Raw genomic sequence first — 18,528 nt, 5'->3', positions numbered from 1 at the left:
CCCGACACCCATCAAACCCCCTCGGGTACCACACGGGCGGGCATCGGACTGGCAATCAAAGACCACCACACAACCAACACGAAGTCAGTCGCATGATGAAGTAGTACAGTACACACTATTGAGTTCTCAAACCACCACACACAGCCAACGACCCTCCGGACCCAGTCCAGAAGCTCACCAACCGGCAGCAAGATGAATAACTTACACCACCCCAAACCAAAACACAAACCCACCCCCACCACAACACCCCCAAAACCCCTGCAAACACACACAACCACCGGCGTGTCGCAAACCACCCAAAACCACCCAACCAACACCACCACAACCCATAACAACAACCACAACAACCCACCAAAAAACACCCACCACCGGCGTGTCGCGATACAGTCGACGTGTCTATCGATCGTCGATCAGCCAGGCAAGTTCGTCGAACGTGCAGATTCTGTGACGAAATCATCGCGCATCACCACAGCGCACTGCGCGCTTATTATCATGTTTTGTCGGCGCGTGTCCGCCGCGTATCATGCAGACGGACGCCCCACCGTTACCCTCGGCGAGACAGGATAACGATCGATACATATTTCCGGTGCATCGCACTGTAGTCAGGCCGCAGATTCGCGATGCCTGTACGAAAAGAGATGCATGTCCACCTCGAAATCCCCGGCCTGCCAGTCCACGCGCGACGATCAGGCCACTCTCAACGCATCCGTCGTCACGGTGACGCCACGTCGACGCATGCTCATGCTCGTCAACATCATCCTGTGCTGCATCGCGTCGTCGCTGCTGTCGACGGCGCTAAGCACGGCGCTGCCGCCGATCATCAGCGAATTCGGCATCGAAGTGAGCACCGGCCAATGGATCACGAGCATCTACGCGCTCGTCATGGCCATCATGATTCCGATGACCGCATTCCTCGCGAAACGCGTTCCGACGAAGCCGCTGTACGTGGGCGTCATCGGCGTCTTCCTATTCGGCACCGCGCTGTGCATGTGCGCGCCGAACATCCAGACGCTGCTGCTCGGCCGCGCGCTGCAGGCCATCGGCGGCGGCGCGATCACGACGGTCGGCCAGATCGTGCTGTTCGCAATCTTCCCGATCGAACAACGCGGCACGATCATGGGATGGTACGGCCTCGCGCTGAGCGCTGCGCCAATCGTCGCGCCGACGGTCGGCGGCGTCCTCGCCGACACTACCGGATGGCGTTCGATCTTTGCGCTCGTCGGCGTCGTCATGCTGCTGTCGCTCATCTTCGCCGCGGTCGTCTTCGCGAACGTGCTGCCGACGAGCCGCATCCGTCTCGACATGCCGTCGTTCCTGCTCACGGCGATCGCATTCGGCGGCGTCACCTATGGCATCGGCACGCTCACCGGCGGCATCGACCGCATCGGATGCGCCGCGCTCGTCGTCGGCATCATCGGCGCTGTGCTCTTCGTGCGCCGTCAGCTGCGTCTCGACACGCCGTTCCTCAACGTGCGCGTCTTCCAAAGCTACCGCTTCCGCGTCGGCGTCATTGCCGCGTGCCTGCTGTACCTCGTGATGATCGGACCGATGACGACGATTCCGCTCGCCGTGCAGGACGGCATGGGCTTCGCGGCGACCGTCTCCGGCCTCACGCTGCTGCCCGGATCGATCTGCAGCATCATCATGAATCCGGTCGCCGGCAAGCTGTTCGACCGTACCGGCGCGCGACGCATCGCGATCGTCGGTTCCGCGCTCACGCTCGCGTCGATGATTGCGCTCGCGTTCGTGCAGTCGACGACGTCGCTCGCCGTGTTCGCCGGCGTCAACGCCGTGCGCACAATCGGCATCTCCCTTGTGCTGATGCCGCTGCTCACCTGGTCGATCAGCGGACTCGACGAATCGATGACGGCGGACGGCACGTCGCTGTTCAACGCGCTCGCCCAGATGATGGGCGCTGTGAGCACCGCCGTGTTCGCCGGCATCATGGGAAGCCGCGGCATGGCTGGCTTCAACATGTCGAGCGCCTTCGGCGCGCTGTGCACGCTCGCGTTGTTCATCGTCGCGATTGTGTTCATCAAGAATCGTCGGAAAACCGCGATCGCCGCGCAGACGACAAAGGACGCCGCCGCAATCGACAATGGCGAAATCAGCAACACAACGATTGCCGACGACGACATCAGCAACGCCGATATCGACATGTTCGAGACGGCCGAGCAACTCGAAGTCGCCTCCTGACGGCTCGCTCGACGCGAAACGGGCGCAGTCGCGGAACATTGTGCGCGATGTTCCGCGACTCCGCCCGTTTTTTCGTTGGCGGCTGGATGGGCACATGTCGCACGCGGCAGCGGCGTTCATGGTAAGCCTGTAGACAAGGAAACAATCAACGCAACGACAAATCACAGCAGCGTCAATAGCGACAGAACAGGAGCGCGACATGGCGAAGAAAATCATGGTGTTCACCGGAGCGGGCATCTCTACATCAGCGGGAATCCCCGATTTCCGCGGCCCCGATGGCGTATGGACGAAACACCCCGACCAGATGCAGGTGTACGACATCGACGCCTTCCTTAGCGACAAGGAGGCGCGCGAATACTCATGGCGGTGGCAGAAGGAATCGCCGGTGTGGAACGCGAAACCCGGCGCGGCGCATTACGCGCTCGTCGATCTTGAAAAGGCGGGACTGCTCAGCCTCATCGCCACGCAGAACTTCGACGCGCTGCATGAGAAGGCCGGCAACAGCCCGGACAAAATCGTCAATCTGCACGGCACGATCGGCACATCGCACTGCCTCAGCTGCCATGCGCAATACGACACCGAGGAAATCATGGCACGGCTCGACGAAGAGCCGGATCCGCACTGCCATCGCAAGATGCCGTACCGCGGCAACATGCCGTGCAACGGACTGCTCAAGACGGACGTCGTCTACTTCGGCGAAATGCTGCCGGAAGGCGCGATGGAACGGTCGATCCGCGCCGCGCAGCAGGCGGACGAACTGTGGGTCGTCGGTTCGACGCTCGAAGTGTTCCCGGCCGCGAGCATCGTGCCGGCGGCCGCGCAGGCGGGCACGCCGATCACGATCATGAACATGGGCAGCACGCAGTACGATTCACTCGCCGACCGCCTCATCCACGACGACATCGCGACGGCGCTGCCGAAGCTCGTCAAGGAGACGATCGCGGAGAACGCAGGGAATCAGTGAGATTGCGCAATCAGTAAACAAAAAACATCGTTGCCCCGACGGCCGCGTTGCGCGCCGGGACGACGATGTTTTTTGCTTGTGCGATGTTCGAGGTCGACGTTCACTGGCTGCGGCGGCCGCATCAGCGAACAGCGTAGTGTTGCACGTGGAACATCGTGTGGAACATTCGGCGCATGATGTCGCTGTGCCGCGCGTGCTCAGTAGAAGCGCTCAGTAGATGCGCTTCGGCGTGTAGCCGGCGTCGCGCATCATCTGCAGCACCTGTTCGATATGCTCTGGGCCGTTCGTCTCCACGGTGACGCCGAGCGCGACCGAGTTCGTGTAGTGGCCGTTCGCCTTGAACTGATCGTGGTCGAGAGCGATGACGTTCGCGCGCGCCTTCGCGAGAATCGTCGCGACCTTGACGAGCTGCCCCGGCGTATCCGGCAGTTCGACTTCGAAGTTCATGATGCGGCCGCGCGCGATCATGCCCTTCTGAATGACGGCGCCGATCGTGACGGTGTCGATGTTGCCGCCGGACATGATCGGGACGACGACGTGCTCGCCTTCGGCCTCGGCGAACTTGCGCGAGCGCAGATTGAGATGTTCGAGCGCGGCAAGCGAAACGGCGCCGGCCGCTTCGACGACCATCTTGTGCTTTTCGAGCATGAGCAGAATCATCTCGTTGATATCGCGTTCGGAGACTTCGATGAGATCGTCGAGGAACTCGTTGAGCAGCGCGAAGGTCAGGTCACCGGGACGGCGCACGGCGACGCCTTCGGCCGACGTGACAACCTTGTCGGCGGCGACGACGCGGCCTGCGTCGAGTGACTTGCGCCACGCGGGCGAACCTTCGGGGATCGCGCCGATGACGCGCACGTCGGGACGGAAGGTCTTGACGGCGAGCGCGACGCCCGCCCCCAGACCGCCGCCGCCGAGCGGCACGACGATGTCGGTGACGTCTGGGCAGTCCTCGAGGATCTCCATCGCAATCGTGCCCTGGCCGCACAGGACCTCGTAATCGTCGAAGGGCGGCACGTAGGTCATGCCTTCGCTCTGGCTCAGTTCGATGGCGTAAGCGGCGGCCTCGTCGAAGACGTCGCCGTGCAGCACAACGTCCGCGCCGTACGCCTTCGTCGCGTCCACCTTGAGCGGCGGCGTGATCTGCGGCATCAGAATCGTCGCCTTCGCGCCGCGTTCACGCGCCGCATACGCGACACCCTGCGCGTGGTTGCCGGCGGACGCAGTCACGATGCCGCGCTCGAGTTCGTCATCGGTCAAAGATGCAATCTTGTTGTAGGCACCGCGGATCTTGAACGAACCGGTGACCTGCAGGTTCTCCGGCTTGAGCAGAATCGTATGACCGGTCATCTCGGACAGCACCGGGGACGCAATGAGCTGCGTGTGCTTCGCGGTTCCGTCGAGTCGTTCGGCCGCCAGCTTGAGCTGCGCGGCATGGTCATGGCGCATCGCCTGCAATACATCTTTTTGTTCCATAAACGGATATTGTAAGTTGCGGTTCGCGAAGTGCCGCGGGGGCGTCCGCGTAGTGGCCATGTGCGTGAGATGGAGGCAGGCGCGCGCCTTCTCAATACCCAGAGCGCATACTCAGAGATTGACTCCCTCATTCGATACTGCCATCAGCTTCGCACACGAAGTTCTGCCGCATTCCCTTTTCGAGAATGAAACGCTTCTGATAGAAGACATCCGTGTAGTCAAGCACTTTATTCATCTGCGCGGTGTCGAAGAACGCGCCGATGGCTGCCGAGACGACCGGAACGGCCTTCTTGACCGCCTGCTGCGTCAGTCGCTTACCAATCTGCTCAAACACACCTCGGAACATGGCATTCTCAAGGCCAGCCTCGCCTGCTTTTTCCAAAGCCCTCTTTGCCGCCTTGTTCGCCAGCGCGCGCAGCTGCACTATCAGCAGTGGAATACCGTGACTCCGACGAGCGTGCCGCCGATGATGAACGAGCCTGCCAAATCACGGGCGTGATGCGTTCTCCTCGTTGTTTGCGCTGTGGTCGCGCGTCGCGGTGCCGCGGTCGGCCGATGTAATGTACGGATTCACCATGGCGCCGCGCTCTGCTCGCGCTTCCGCGGAATGGCGGTCCCAGTTATCACAGTAGGTGTAGGTAATCATTCCGGGAGCGAACCGCTCGACGAGCGTCTGATGCACGATTGACTCATGGCACCGTGTTGACCTGACCACATTTCATCATTTCCATCATACTGACGCGCGACAGCCCGGGGCTGCCGCCACGGTCCATGCTTGATTCAGACGACGTCGGCATCGTGCTTGCGGCGGCCGATGAGTCGCCGACCAAGCAAGTACAGCAGCATGCCGATCGCGAGGTTCCCCAGCACAATGAGCAGCGCAGCCCAAAGATTAGTCTGCATGAGCGTGAACGTGTCCGCCGAGAACGTGGAGAACGTGGTCAGGCCACCGCAGAATCCGGTCGTCAGGAATTTGGAGAGTGATTTCGATGGCTGCCTGTTCTCAATGATCGCAGTGAAGAGTCCCATGAGGAAACAGCCGCAGCAGTTGATGATGAGAATGGAAAGCGGGTCGGCAAGCCAACCGTTCAGGCCGGTTTCCAGAAGATAGCGACAGACCGCACCGAGTGCACATCCGAGTCCCACAGCAAGCAGTTTCATAACCCACTCCTTCTATTTCGCGAACAGTTGGGCGGCAAGAAAACCAAGCGCCACGCAGCACACGCCGAGTACCACGCTGCCGAGCCAGTACAGCCATGCGCGCAATGTGCGGTCCGTGTTGAACAGTGCGACGACTTCGGACGTGAACGTGGAGAACGTGGTCAGACCACCGCAGAAGCCGGTGACGACGAGCGCTTTCCATGGGGCGCCGAGCGTGCCCACGGCAGTGACGGCGAGCATGATGCCGACGATGAACGAGCCCGCCAGATTGACGAGGAGCGTGCCAAAGGGGATGGCGTAGTCGGAGCGATTGAGCCAACTTGAGCACAACGAGCGTAGACAGCCACCAGCGAAACCGCCGACTGCCACCGCGGTGAGATTCCACCAGATCATGGTCGTGATGCGCTCCTCTCGTTGTATGCGCTGTGGCGCGCTGTTGTTGCGCTGTGGTCAGTTGACCGCGTTCCATCATAGTGATGTGGGGCCCGGCGCGGTGGACGGCTGGCTCTCACTTCCCACAATCATGTATGCAGCGGGTTCGGTGGCGAGGAAATCGCGCGTGACGCCAAAATCGAAGGTTGCGCTCTCCGTCATGACGCTCTGCGGGCCCTCGAGGATTGTATCTATATCCTCAAGGCGCACCTTGCTCGGGCACACGACCATCACGATGACACTGGCGATGGCGGTTCCCGTCAAAGATTCAACGGCGCGAGCCAACGCACCCGCCACCGCTCTTGCATCGCGCGTCTCGGAACAGTGAGACTGTGCAAGATGCAGATAACATCCTTTCACGTCATCAATAATCAGTGAAGCCGGAATACAAGAAAACGAATCGTCAGCATTCAGCATGCGGAGTAATGCTCGGATAGGCGCCAACGGATCCTGACCATCATCAGCACACGCCCATGCATCAGCAGACACACCGGGCGACCCAATCGTAAGAACGGACTGCTGAATTCTCGTATTGACGACAGTCGCTAGAAAGCCATCATCCCGATACTCGATTCCCGTCGAATACGTATCCGTCACGCTTCCTCTTTTTTTCATTTGGCGATTTCATTGCATTGCAAGAATCACAGAATCAGAAAGAACTCAATGTCACCCTGGAATACTCCAGGAATATATCACCGCATCAATCATTGCGATGCTTCCCAGCGGCCCCATCCGCTGATTCAACTGATGTGTGCGGCGCGCGGTGCGCGACGTGCACGCCTCACACCACCGATCACATGGCCGAGAATTCTTACATGCTTACAATGAAATCTTACATGAAAGAATTGATTCTTACATCAATGTAAGAATTCAGCGAGCCGGTTTGGAGCGCACGCAGACCACCGTTCGCGGTCGCGCACAGCCGCACGCCATCAATTATTCGCAATCGTCAACAATAGAAAACGGGCGGCCAGTCTACTGACTGACCGCCCGCAATGCTTCACGAGAAGCAACGCGCGCTCGCACGGCGTCACAACTGCACGACGACGCCCTCCCAAGCGGCCAGCTCACCATTCGCGAGCGCCTTCGCGCTGTGGATCGCGTCGATCGTGCTCAACACGATCTGGTCTTCGCGCACGCCGTCGCCGACCAGTTCAGCCACTGACTTTGGCAGTTCGGCGTGCTTGCCGCTCAGGTTGAGCACGACGAGCATGCGGTCGTCGCCCAGTGTGCGCGTGAACGCGTAGACCTTCTCGTCATCGTCGTCGACGAGTTCCCATGCGCCGGCGGCGACGAGCGCACTGTTATGGCGCAGGTTGACGAGTTTCTTGTAGAACGCGTATACGGAATCCGGATCGTCGAACTGCGCGGCCGCGTTGATTTCGACGTGGTTCGGGTTCACTGAAATCCACGGTTCCGTAGCGGCACCAGCGGCGGTGAATCCCGCGTATTTGGAGCCATCCCACTGCATCGGCGTGCGCGCGTTGTCACGGCCGAAGAGCGCGAGCGCCTCCATCATCGATTCCGCGGACTGCACTTTCGCAGTCTCCACACGCTGACGGTAGGCGTTGATCGATTCGAGGTCGCGGTACTGGTCGAGCTTCGTGAAATGCGCGCCGGTCATGCCGAGTTCCTCACCCTGATAGATGTACGGGGTACCACGGTGCAAATGGATGAGCATGCCGAAGGCCTTTGCGGAACGCGCGCGCATCTCCTCGCTCGTGTCGTCTCCCCAGCGGGTAACGACACGCGGCTGGTCGTGGTTGCAGGTGAACAGGCTCGCCCATCCGCGATCGTGCACGGCTTCCTGCTGCGCCTTGAGCTGTTCGCGCAGATGACGCACGTCGAACTTGACGATATCCCACTTCGAGTCGCCCTGATCGATGCCAACGTGATCGAAGAGGAACAGCATATCGAGTTCCTTGTTCGCCGGGTCGGTGATGTATTCGTTGCGCACGGCGTCCACACCCGGCGCTTCGCCGACGTTCATGTAGCCGCCGCGCTTTTCGAAGACTTCGCGACGCATCTCCTTGAGGAATTCGTCGATACGCGGACCGTCCGAGCTGAACGGATACGGCGACGAGTATCCTTCTTCGCCTGCCGGATAATCGTCGATTGCGCTGCCAGGTTCGCCAGGCAGGTGTCCTTCGCCATCGACGACCTTCGAGATCTGCGTGATGACATCCATGCGGAAGCCGTCGATACCGCGATCCATCCACCAGTTCATCATGTCGTACACGGCTTTGCGCACGGCCGGATTCTCCCAGTTGAGGTCCGGCTGCTTCTTCGAATACTGGTGCAGGAAGTACTCGCCGCGCTGCTCGTCGTACTGCCATGCGGAGCCGCCGAAGTACGAACCCCACTGATTGGGTTCGGCTCCCGGTTCGCCGGGCGTCTTGCCTTCGCGCGCCGGACGCCACCAGTACCAGTCCGCCTTGTCCGAGTTCGGGTCGCGTGATTCCTGGAACCATGCGTGCTCGTCGGAGGTGTGGTTGACGACGAGATCCATGATGACCTTGATGCCGCGCGCATGCGCCTGCTCGAGCAGTTCGTCCATGTCTTCCATCGTGCCGAAGATCGGGTCGATCGCCTGATAGTCGGAGATGTCGTAGCCGTTGTCGTCCTGCGGAGACTGGTAGACGGGGCTGAGCCAGATGACGTCGACACCAAGGTCGGCGATGTAGTCAAGGCGGCTCGTGATGCCTTTGAGATCGCCGATGCCGTCGCCGTTGGAATCCTGGAAGCTGCGCGGATAGATCTGGTAGACGACGGCGTTCGCCCACCACGGGTTCGGCGTGGCTCCGTTCGTGCGCACGGTGTCCGGCAGTGTGGAACGGTTGAGTGTGGTCATAGATGCGGCTCCTTCGGCTTGGCTGTTGCGCTACGGTTGGTATATGGAAATCAGCCAACGCAACGGTTTCGGAATGTGACCATAGTAGGCGACGGCGAATTAGTTTCCCATTCAATGTGCGCCATTGGCGTGTGGGAAAGTATTCATGTGCAAGCGGCGGCAGAAGCGCACCATATCGCGCTATGACGCGACACAGACAGCACCCGTGCACCAGCTGCAACGCGCTGATCTGATGACAGCAGCGCCCGCAACGTCGTCATGGTTGCGCGCATCACTCGAATGTTCACATGAACAATCGAGTGATGCTGAACTGCACTCCGCACACAAGCCCACATCGCCACACATACGCACATATCCAAGCAGACACGCACACACATACCCCAATCCCGACCAAAATCACCCACCCCGTCGTTCATATGCCCCATCCGCCAACGCGACGGCCGCATATCTCGATTACTCAAGAAAACAATCGAGATATGCGACACATGGATCAAGCAGCAACGCACCTTACACACCGTGGGCAAAAGAAACACAGCCACTAGAGACAGAAGGAGTCAGAAAGCTCAGAGCAGCAGTATGCCACCAACACGCAGTCGCCATAATCAAGCGTAATCGTGCGCTCTTCACCGGATTCCAGACGCTTGCAATCGCCGGTCCGCGAATCGAACAGGCCAATCGGACACCCAGAGGCACGAATGTGGACGGTCTGCGGGCAGTCTTCGTTCAAACCAATGTACAGCACCACATACTGGCCGCGGAACGTATTGCGGATGCCGAGCGGCACATTGCCGTGCACCGGGTCACAGAGCAAGCTCTCCAGTTCCGGCACGCCGACTCCATCTGGATGAGTGAGCTCGCCGCGCTCATCAAAGAACGGACGAAGCACCTCGAAATCGGTTTCATCGAGCGCGTCGGAACAGTAAATCGGACCGCCGCTGATCCACCGTAGCAGTGCATGCGTGCGCGCATGCGGGTGACGAGTCCAGAACATGTCCCAATCGCAGCGGTAGAGGGCGCCCACCATCAGCGAGCAGTAAGCGTTCTCAATGACGTGCTCGGCGAGCGACTCCGGGGTGCGCGGGAAGAAGTCGTCACTCGTGCGCGTGAGCACCGAACGCGGGCGATTCCAAATGTTCTCCGGTGCCATGCCCATGCAGTTGATGAGCGGAACGTTGTCGGCGAACGACTCACTGACCGCAATCTCAAGCGCTTCATAGCGCGCGCCTAATCTGTCGAACGACTCGACCCCACGAGTGAGCGGCGTCATCGTGCTCTGAGAGTCAACCTTGACGAAATCGACGCCGGCGTTGTGCAGCTCGGTGTCCCAGGCACGCCAGAACGCGACGCCGCGGTCCGGGTGCGGAATCAGCATGCCGTTCGGCAAACGCTCGAGCGTCTCGGCAAAATCGCGAGCGATTGCAGAATTCGAGTCAACGCCCTCCCAGTACCCTTGGAATGCCTGCCAGACGCCGACGTACTGCACATGGAAGTCATGCTTGAGCAACTCCACCGTGTGCGCAAGACCGTGCGGGAACCGCTCGCTGTCCGCGGTGAAACCAGTGAGTTTGTTGGCCTCGGTCTGCGACCAGCCATCGTCGATGAGCACCCACGACACGGGCACCCGTTTTGCTTGGAATTCCCGCATTTTCTCGATGATCGCCGACTCGCTCACCTGCTGGCCGAGCGAATCCCACGTGCACCAGCCGAGACCGCGGAACTGCTCGGGAAGGCGTGGTTTGCGCAGCATATCGCGGTGGGCGGCGATGCCGTTGACCTGCGCCGCATGCCGCACGCATTGCTCGACGAGCGCGTACGGGTCGTCGCCATACGCATACAGCAGCGCCAGGCCCTCCACAGTCGTACGCCCCACCTGATTCGTCGACACGTCGATCGCCACGCCGTCCGCGCACCCTTCGATGCCGCGGATATCGGCACGGCATGCCCGATTGCTCACCGCGAACAGCAGATGCCACTGCCGATCCGCCTGATTCGCGGAACGCCACAGCAGCATCTGCGTGCGCGGCGGCACGTCGGCGCAATCGTTCACCCATGTCGGACGCATCCACCATTCCTTGTGCTGATACAGGCACAGCATCGGCGATTGCGGCGTCGGCAGCGCGCATGTCAGCGTGAGCGCGCGCGACGCGCGAAACGTCGGATGTTCGAGAATCGGATTGCCGACGGGCAGTTGTGCGCTGACGGCGATCTCGACGACGTCGCCGTCAGCGCGCATGTCGACCGATTCGAGCGGCAGCGCCCGCGCAACGCACTCTCCCCCAGGTCCACATTCGGTGTACGCGGTCACCAACGTGACCTCCGGCAGTCGTCTCGCCTGGCCTGTCGTCATATGCCTTCTCCTTCGTGCGCCGATGACGTCGACGTTGCCGCATAGTAGCCAAGCTTGTCATAGTCCACAAGTCGCGCGCACATATGCGCACAATCCCGATCAAAGACACCCATCGCAATCGCTCCTGCACCCTATCCACCAACGCGACGGCCGCATATATCGATTGCTCGCAGAAACAATCGATATATGCGGCCAAGCATCGCGCATCGCACACCCGCGCGCACCCGCGCGCCGTCACTTCACGGCGCCGCGCATGACGCCACCGATCACCCACTTCTGGGCGAAAACATAGACGACGAGCACCGGCGCCATCGCCATCAGATAACTCGCGAAGGCCTGCGGATAGTTCGTCGCGAACTGCGAACTGAACACGTACTGTGCGAGCGGAATCGTCTGATTGCTCTGGTCGGTGAGGATGATGAGCGGCAGCAGGAAGTCGTTCCACGCCCACAGCGCCGTCATAATCGCAATCGTCGCGTTGATCGGTCCCATCAACGGGAAGATGATCTTCCAGAAGATGCGCCACGTGCCCGCGCCGTCGATGCGGGCGGCCTCCTCGAGCGAAATCGGAATCGAACGGATGAAGCCCGTCGCAATGAACAGGTTCGTGCCCAGACCCAGAATCACGTAGAGAATGATCAGGCCGGCCTGGTTATCGAGATGCCACGAGCCCATCTGCTTGGCGAGCGGCAGCATGACGACCGGGAATGGCACGAACATCGCGGCGATGAAGAAGTAGTAGAGGAAGCGGAGGAATCGCTTGTCCATGTTGCGCGCGATCGCGTATGCCACGAAGGTGTTCGTCACGAGCGTGAGCGAGACGGCGAGCACGGTGATGATCGCCGAGTTGAGCGCGGCGCGCGGATAGTCGACCCTTGCCGACGCGGCGGCGAAGTTCCCCCACTGCCAGCTCGTCGGCAGACTGAATGTGCCCGCTTCCGCCGGCGTCTTCAGCGCGGTGACGACCGTGAAATACAACGGCACGAGGATCGTCAGGCTGAACACGGCGACGACCGCGGTCAGCCACCAGTTGATGCGGCGATCCTTGCGGAACTTCTGCGACTGCGCATGATGAACTGTGGTTCGTGTAGTTGCGGACGTCATGATGATCACACCTTTTCCTTGCTGCCGAAGAACTTGAGCTGAATGAACGCGATGATCGCGAGGACGATGAAGAACAGCACGGCGTTCGCGGTCTGATACGCGTATTCGCCGCCGGTCAGGCCGCCCTTCCAAATGAGGTAAGTGACCGTCTCCGTCTTCGAGTTCGGGCCGCCGTCGGTCAGCGCGACGACCTGATCGAAGGTGCCGAGCGCGTTCTTCATCGTGAGCACGAGATTGATCGTGAAGAACGGTCCGATCAGCGGGAACGTGATCTTCCAGAACTTCTGCCATGCGTTCACGCCGTCGATTGCGGCGGCCTCATAGACCTGGCTGTCCACCGTCTGCAGACCGGCGAGGTAGATGAGCACCGAATAGGCGACGCCCTGCCACACGGCGAGGAAGACGATCGGAATCCACGCGTACCGCTCGCTTGTGAGCAGCGATTCGCTCAGCCATCCGATGCCGAGCGCCTTGCCGAGCGCGGGCAGCGGCTGCATGAAGATGTACTTGAACACGTAGCCGATGACAAGCACCGCCAATGTGTACGGGATGAAGTAGATCGCACGGAAGCCGTTCTTCCAAGCGATCTTGCCGTTGAGCGCGACCGAAAGGAACAATGCGATCACGTTGATGAGCACGGTGATGGCGATGGCGATCAGGAATGTGAACAGATAGGCGTGTCCGACGCGCTCGTCATGGAACAGCGCCGCATAGTTCCTCAATCCGATCCAGTCGTAATCTCCGTATCCCTGCGAGTTGGTGAACGAATACAGCACGCCCTGGATGAACGGCACGTACAGGAACACGGCGAAGATCACCGCCGCCGGCACGGCCATCCAGTAATAGGCGCGATCCACCTTACGATCGGAGAACGCGGACCGTTTCTTGTTCTTTTGCCGATTCGGCGGCTGGTTCGCCGGCTTGCGGGAGTGGTGGGTGTCGATGTCGTTCGCAAGCACGTCCTCCATCGCGCGCGCCTGCTGACCGGCATTGGTCAACGAAGTCATTTCTGACCTTCCTTTCCTTGCAATCTCATTCGCGGAAGTCGCGGGCCTGCACTTTGTCCCACTCGTTCTGCATCGAATCGACGAACTGATTAACGTTGCCGCTCAGAATCGCGGACTGCAGATAGCCGCCGATGTTGATCGACGACGGGATGTAGTGGTCGCAGAAATCGGCCACACGATTGCTTTCGAAGAACGGGCGCACCGTCTCGAGCGCAGGGTTGCCGAAATAAGTCTCCTTGAGCGGCGTGATTGCCGACTGCGCGTCCGCGTAGTTCTCCAGCTGCTGCTTGCTCATCAGGAACCGGATGAACCGCATCGCCTCCTTGGGGTGTTTGGTATCCGCACCCATCGTGAGAATGACGTCGTCACCGGCCGTGAGAATCTGCTCGTCCGCGTCATTCGTGGCCGGCATCTGCGCGAAGCCGAGATCGATGTCCTTGTTGATCATCGTGATCTGCGGAATCGCGTATGTGCCGAGCGGGATGATGGCCGCCGCTCCCTTCGCGAAGTTCTGCGTGCCCTGCTGGTAGGTGACGCCTTTCTCACCGTCCGCGTACGAGAACAGATCGATTTCCTTCTGCACTGGCTCGGTCCAGATCTGCCTGAACGTGGTGGTGCCGTCCTTGAGTTTCGTGTACTCGCTTTCCGGCACGAGCGTTCCAGCGAGCGACGCGAGAGGCGCCTGCGTCGTCCATGCGTCTGCGAGCGTCGCCTGCACCGGGTCGATGCCGGCATCGCGGAACGTCTGCAGCATCGCCGTGAACTCATCCCATGTCTTCGGCGGGTTCTGTGGGTCGAGCCCGACCTTGCGGAACAGTTCCTTGTTGTAGATGTACCCAGACGCATTGCCGGCGAACGGCAATCCGTACAGCTTCTTCTTGGCCGGGTCGGACGTCTGCACGAGGTTCTTCGCGATGTCCACCATGCCCTCGTTGAGTTCGTCGACGATCGGATCATCGGTGAAATCATGGAAGACGCCGCTCGCCGCGAAGGTGCCGAAACTGTAGTCGCCGTTGAAGGTGATGACATCCGGGACGCGGTCCTTGACGAAGCGCGTGCGCAGGTCGGTCTGCGCGTTCGCGGAATTGTTGATGTTGATGCGGATGTCCGGATTATCCCGCTCGAATTCCTCGGCCGCCTGCTTGAACCAGTCCGCGGCCTCAGCCTTGAACTGGAAGAAATCGAGCGTGACGCGTCCGTCGGCGCCGGACGCGCCGCAGCCGGCCGTCCCCAGTCCGACGGCGAGCGCGCATACCGCGGCGCCGATTCCTTTCCATAGCCGCCGAAGCGTCGACGGTCCGCTGCTCGTTGCGAATGTCATCGTGACTCCCTCGTCCGTTCCAGTGTTCCTGTTCCTCAATCGGCGTCCGCTCCATCACATCCGCCGATATCATGCAGTGTATGAATCCGCGGATTTCATTCCCACCGTCCCGCGCGTCCGAGAACGGCGCAAGAAAAACAGCGTATATTTATATACCCATGGAAACAAATTCGGATCGACTGGAGTTCCCGCACTGGTTCAGCAAGTCGCAGGCCACGCACGACGTGGCGCGCGGCATCATGCAATACGGGCCGATCGCGCGTACGCCACTCGCGCAGATCTTCAACCTGTCCCAGGGTGCCCTGTCGCGCATCACGAGCGATCTCATCTACGACGGTGTCATCGAGGAGCTGCCTGCAGGCACCGCACAGACGGGGACGCTGCCCGCGGGAGCGGCGGTCCACGACATGGGCGGCCGGCGCGGGCGGCCGCAGACGGCGCTGCGCATCCGCGAGAACGAGCATGTCTTCCTTGGCGTCAACATCCACGACGGCGCGATCACCGTCTCCGAAGTCAACACGATGTGCCGGCCGATCGGTGCCGAGCTGACCGAGGACATCACCGACCGCTCCCCCGATGCGATCGTCGCGCAGATCGCACGCATGGTGCGGGCTGCCACCGCACCCGACGCGCCGGCGCCGACGGCGATCGGACTCTCGCTCGGCGGCCATGTCGAGGACGACCGTTTCGTGACCTTCGCGCCATTCCTGTACTGGGACTACGCGGTGGATCTGGGCGCGCTCGTACAGCATGCGACCGGCGTCCCGACGAAGGTGTTCAACGACCTCGATTCGATTCTGTTGTACGAATGCTGGTTCGGCGATGCGATCGGGATTCCGCGCTTCGCCGTCATCACGATGGGCGCGGGCGTCGGCTACTCGCTTTCCGATCAGGGCGATCCAATCGACAATCCAGACAAAAGCTACGGCTTGGCGGGCCATGTACTCATCGACCCGGAGGGGCCGCGCTGCTCCTCCGGGCATGTGGGCTGCTCGCAGTGCCTGACGTCCGATTCGATCGCCGAGGAGTACTCGGGCATCATCGGCCGAGTGACCACCTTCGAGGAGTTCGCGCATGATCTCAATATCAACAGGCCGCAGGCGCGCCGCCTCGGCGAACGCACCTGCTTCCGCCTCGGTGTGCTCGTCGCGACCGTCTCGAACCTCGCGATGCCGACGCAGGTGCTCATCAGCGGCGAAAGCTCATTCATCGCGAAGAAGAACCGCGAGTTCATCCGCAAAGGCATCGACGCCTACCGACACAGTCAGGCCGCACCGGTGTCCTTCACGATCCCCGAGTTCAGCTGGAGGCTTTGGTCGGACGCGGCGGCCGCCCGTGCGATCGCCGCGTTCATCAGTTGATTGACTGACAGTAATGTGCGTCAGATGCGCGAGACCGAGAACAGCACGGCGTTCGCCGGGTGCAGACTCGGCGGACGCAGCCCGTACGATGCGAGCGCAGCGCCGCTCAACACAATGCCGTCGGCGTTCCACCAGCCGAGCGGACTCTGGCCGTTGCCGAGCTCGGAGAACGGTTCGCCGGCAGCGAGCGAGCACGGCAGCGGACGGACCACATAGTTCGCACAGCGATCAAGCCCGGGCAGCCGCACGGGCGCGGCCGGGTAGTTCTGCGACGTCGTCAGCTGCGTGAACCGGTAGACGGCACGTTCGCCGTCGGCACTGATTACGCCGTCCACACGCACGGCCGGGTCGGCGTCATCACCGTGCACCGCCATGCCATGCGCGAAATCGTCACGGTGACGCTTGTACGCGTCCACCCATACGCCGAGTTCGTCAAGCGCCGACTGCGGCTCGGCGAGCAGGTTCCACTCGATGCCGAGATGCCCGAAGAACGCCATCGCCATGCGCATTTCCTGGCTCGTCGCACGATGCGTGGAATGCGCGGGACTCGCGCCCACATGCTCACCGATCATCTCCGGCGGCACAAGCAGCGACGTGTACCGCTGGATGTCGGCGCGCTCGACCGGGTCGACGCAATCGGACGCCCAGATGCGGTCGGCCAACGAAAGTATCGCGAAGTCCACGCGACCGCCGCCCGACGAGCAGCTTTCAATCTCCAGTCCGGGATGCGCGGTCTTCAAGTCGCGGAAAATGCGGTAGACGGCGAGCGTCTGCGCGTGGATTGCGGGCAGACCGGTACGCGGCGAGACCGCCTCGGTCACGTATTTGTTGTGGTCCCACTTGATGTAGTCGATGCCGAGTTCCGCCACGAGCGTGTTCATGCAGCCATACACGTAGTCGTAGGCGTCCGGATTGCTCAGGTCGACGACCTGCTGGTTGCGGCCCTGCATCGGCAGACGGTTCGCCGTGGGCTTGAGCACCCAGTCGGGATGCTCGCGGTACATGCGCGAATTCAGGTTCACCATCTCCGGTTCGAACCACAGGCCGAATTCCATGCCCTTGGCGTGCACATGGTCGGCGAGTGCCTTGAGCGAACGTTCGCCGTCGGGCCACACATCCTGCGCAATCTGCCAGTCACCGAGACCGGCCGTATCGTCGCGGCGGTCGCCGAACCATCCGTCGTCGACGACGAAGCGTTCGACGCCGCTGGCGGCGGCTTTGTCGGCGAGCGCCTTCAACGTCTCGAAGTCATGCTGGAAATAGACGGCCTCCCAGGTGTTGAGGATGACCGGGCGTGGCTTGTCGGCGATGCCGTGCGCGGCACGCCAGCGGGCGTGCGTCGCGCGCAGCTCGTCATGGAATCGTGAGGCTACCTCGTTGAGCCCGTTGCCGTAGGAGCCGTAGAGCCATGGCGTCGTATAGCCGGCATCCGCCGGAGCCACGTCCTCGCCGGCACCCTCATGAGCGGGCAGCCTCATTTCGCCACCGGCGAGCACCTCGCCGCCGCCGAGCAGTCCGGTCGTGTACGGCAGACGTTCGGCGGCCATCAGCGAATTGCCACTCCAGGCGACGTGCACCGCGTAGACGTCGCCGTCGGTGAAACCAAAGCCGGGGCGTCCGGCGTTGAGCAGCAGCGACGCGTCGAAATCGGGACGGCCGACCATGCTCGCCTTCTGGAAGCGGCCGATCGTGAACGGCTGGCGTTGCGGCGAGCGTTCACGCAGATGATGGCCGGTCGTCGTCAACAGTTCGGTCATATCGGCGGGCACCGGGAACGCAAGCTCAACGTGGCCGATCTCAAGCGCCTCGGCACGCCCGTTCGTCACCGTCAGCCGCTGTCGCACAAGGCCGCTGTCGCACAGTTCGCAGCGCCAGACGATCCGCACGCCCTGCTCGCCGTCCTCGGCGACGACGTCGGCGCCGTCATCGTCGATCCGCACATCGGTGACGGCGAATCGGCAATACAGTTCGACGCCGTCGGCTCGCACAACGAAGCGCGGCGAACCCGTCCATGCCTCGGCCTGCGTCGGCAGCACGCTCGGCCACGCGGTTTCGTCAAGCGCGCCGGAGACTCGCTGCGGACGCAACGCGTCCACGCTGGAGATAAGCGCGTGCGGGTCGGATAGCGGACGCCCCCAATGAACGATACGCGGCAGCTCGTCGCCGACGATTGCGAACGCGAAGGCTGCGCACGCCTCATGCCGTTCGAGATAGACGACATGCACCGCCTCGCCGCGGCTCGAGGTTCCGCTGAAATCCATGATCGTGGCCATCCGTCCGTCCTTTCATCCGGGCCGCTCATGCGTCA

15 protein-coding genes are annotated in these 18,528 nt (G+C 61.5%); 3 read left to right on the top strand and 12 right to left on the bottom strand.

The window, feature by feature from the left end; translation table 11 throughout:
* Window positions 1–642 precede the first annotated feature (642 nt).
* Complete coding sequence (locus tag G606_RS09955; RefSeq protein ID WP_051198537.1) at window positions 643–2,196, top strand: DHA2 family efflux MFS transporter permease subunit; 1,554 nt, start codon at window positions 643–645, stop codon at window positions 2,194–2,196.
* Between the two features lie 199 nt (window positions 2,197–2,395).
* Window positions 2,396–3,160, top strand: coding sequence for an SIR2 family NAD-dependent protein deacylase (locus tag G606_RS0104715; protein WP_026644981.1), 765 nt, complete (start codon window positions 2,396–2,398; stop codon window positions 3,158–3,160).
* A gap of 210 nt (window positions 3,161–3,370) precedes the next feature.
* Here the strand turns inward: G606_RS0104715 and ilvA are convergent, their stop codons facing one another.
* The 11 genes from ilvA to G606_RS0104660 form a co-directional block, all read right to left on the bottom strand.
* Complete coding sequence (ilvA, locus tag G606_RS0104710) at window positions 3,371–4,636, bottom strand: threonine ammonia-lyase (RefSeq protein ID WP_026644980.1); 1,266 nt, start codon at window positions 4,634–4,636, stop codon at window positions 3,371–3,373.
* Between the two features lie 127 nt (window positions 4,637–4,763).
* Window positions 4,764–5,060, bottom strand: a complete 297-nt coding sequence (locus G606_RS0104705; protein ID WP_026644979.1) for a hypothetical protein — start codon at window positions 5,058–5,060, stop codon at window positions 4,764–4,766.
* 63 nt (window positions 5,061–5,123) lie between these two features.
* A complete protein-coding gene (locus G606_RS11175) occupies window positions 5,124–5,318 on the bottom strand; it encodes a hypothetical protein (RefSeq protein ID WP_133120904.1) in 195 nt (64 codons plus the stop codon).
* A 98-nt stretch (window positions 5,319–5,416) separates the two neighbouring features.
* Window positions 5,417–5,797 (bottom strand): fluoride efflux transporter CrcB, encoded by a 381-nt coding sequence (crcB, locus tag G606_RS0104695; RefSeq protein ID WP_026644978.1) that lies wholly within the window; start codon window positions 5,795–5,797, stop codon window positions 5,417–5,419.
* 12 nt (window positions 5,798–5,809) lie between these two features.
* A complete protein-coding gene (gene crcB / locus G606_RS0104690; RefSeq protein ID WP_034523614.1) occupies window positions 5,810–6,190 on the bottom strand; it encodes a fluoride efflux transporter CrcB in 381 nt (126 codons plus the stop codon).
* Window positions 6,191–6,265: 75 nt separating this feature from the next.
* The gene (locus tag G606_RS0104685) at window positions 6,266–6,844 is read right to left on the bottom strand and encodes a hypothetical protein (protein WP_026644976.1); all 579 of its coding nucleotides are present in this window, start codon (window positions 6,842–6,844) and stop codon (window positions 6,266–6,268) included.
* 415 nt (window positions 6,845–7,259) lie between these two features.
* A complete protein-coding gene (locus G606_RS0104680; RefSeq protein ID WP_026644975.1) occupies window positions 7,260–9,080 on the bottom strand; it encodes a glycoside hydrolase family 13 protein in 1,821 nt (606 codons plus the stop codon).
* Window positions 9,081–9,618: 538 nt separating this feature from the next.
* Window positions 9,619–11,427 carry a Sip1-related alpha-galactosidase gene (locus tag G606_RS09950; protein ID WP_081664022.1) on the bottom strand — a complete coding sequence of 603 codons (1,809 nt, stop codon included), beginning with the start codon at window positions 11,425–11,427 and terminating at the stop codon, window positions 9,619–9,621.
* A gap of 234 nt (window positions 11,428–11,661) precedes the next feature.
* Window positions 11,662–12,531, bottom strand: coding sequence for a carbohydrate ABC transporter permease (locus G606_RS0104670; RefSeq protein ID WP_026644974.1), 870 nt, complete (start codon window positions 12,529–12,531; stop codon window positions 11,662–11,664).
* A 5-nt stretch (window positions 12,532–12,536) separates the two neighbouring features.
* A complete protein-coding gene (locus G606_RS0104665) occupies window positions 12,537–13,538 on the bottom strand; it encodes a carbohydrate ABC transporter permease (protein ID WP_026644973.1) in 1,002 nt (333 codons plus the stop codon).
* Window positions 13,539–13,563: 25 nt separating this feature from the next.
* Complete coding sequence (locus tag G606_RS0104660; protein ID WP_026644972.1) at window positions 13,564–14,859, bottom strand: ABC transporter substrate-binding protein; 1,296 nt, start codon at window positions 14,857–14,859, stop codon at window positions 13,564–13,566.
* A gap of 158 nt (window positions 14,860–15,017) precedes the next feature.
* Here G606_RS0104660 and G606_RS0104655 point away from each other — a divergent pair, with 158 nt between their 5' ends.
* Window positions 15,018–16,220, top strand: a complete 1,203-nt coding sequence (locus G606_RS0104655; RefSeq protein WP_026644971.1) for an ROK family protein — start codon at window positions 15,018–15,020, stop codon at window positions 16,218–16,220.
* Between the two features lie 20 nt (window positions 16,221–16,240).
* Here the strand turns inward: G606_RS0104655 and G606_RS0104650 are convergent, their stop codons facing one another.
* Window positions 16,241–18,493: an alpha-galactosidase gene (locus G606_RS0104650; RefSeq protein WP_026644970.1), complete on the bottom strand. Its 2,253-nt coding sequence runs from the start codon at window positions 18,491–18,493 to the stop codon at window positions 16,241–16,243.
* Window positions 18,494–18,528 lie beyond the last annotated feature (35 nt).

Origin of the sequence: Bifidobacterium sp. AGR2158 (genome assembly GCF_000424225.1) — a bacterium.
Classification (GTDB): Bacteria; Actinomycetota; Actinomycetes; order Actinomycetales; family Bifidobacteriaceae; genus Bifidobacterium; species Bifidobacterium anseris.
This window is presented reverse-complemented; position numbering and strand designations above follow the sequence as displayed.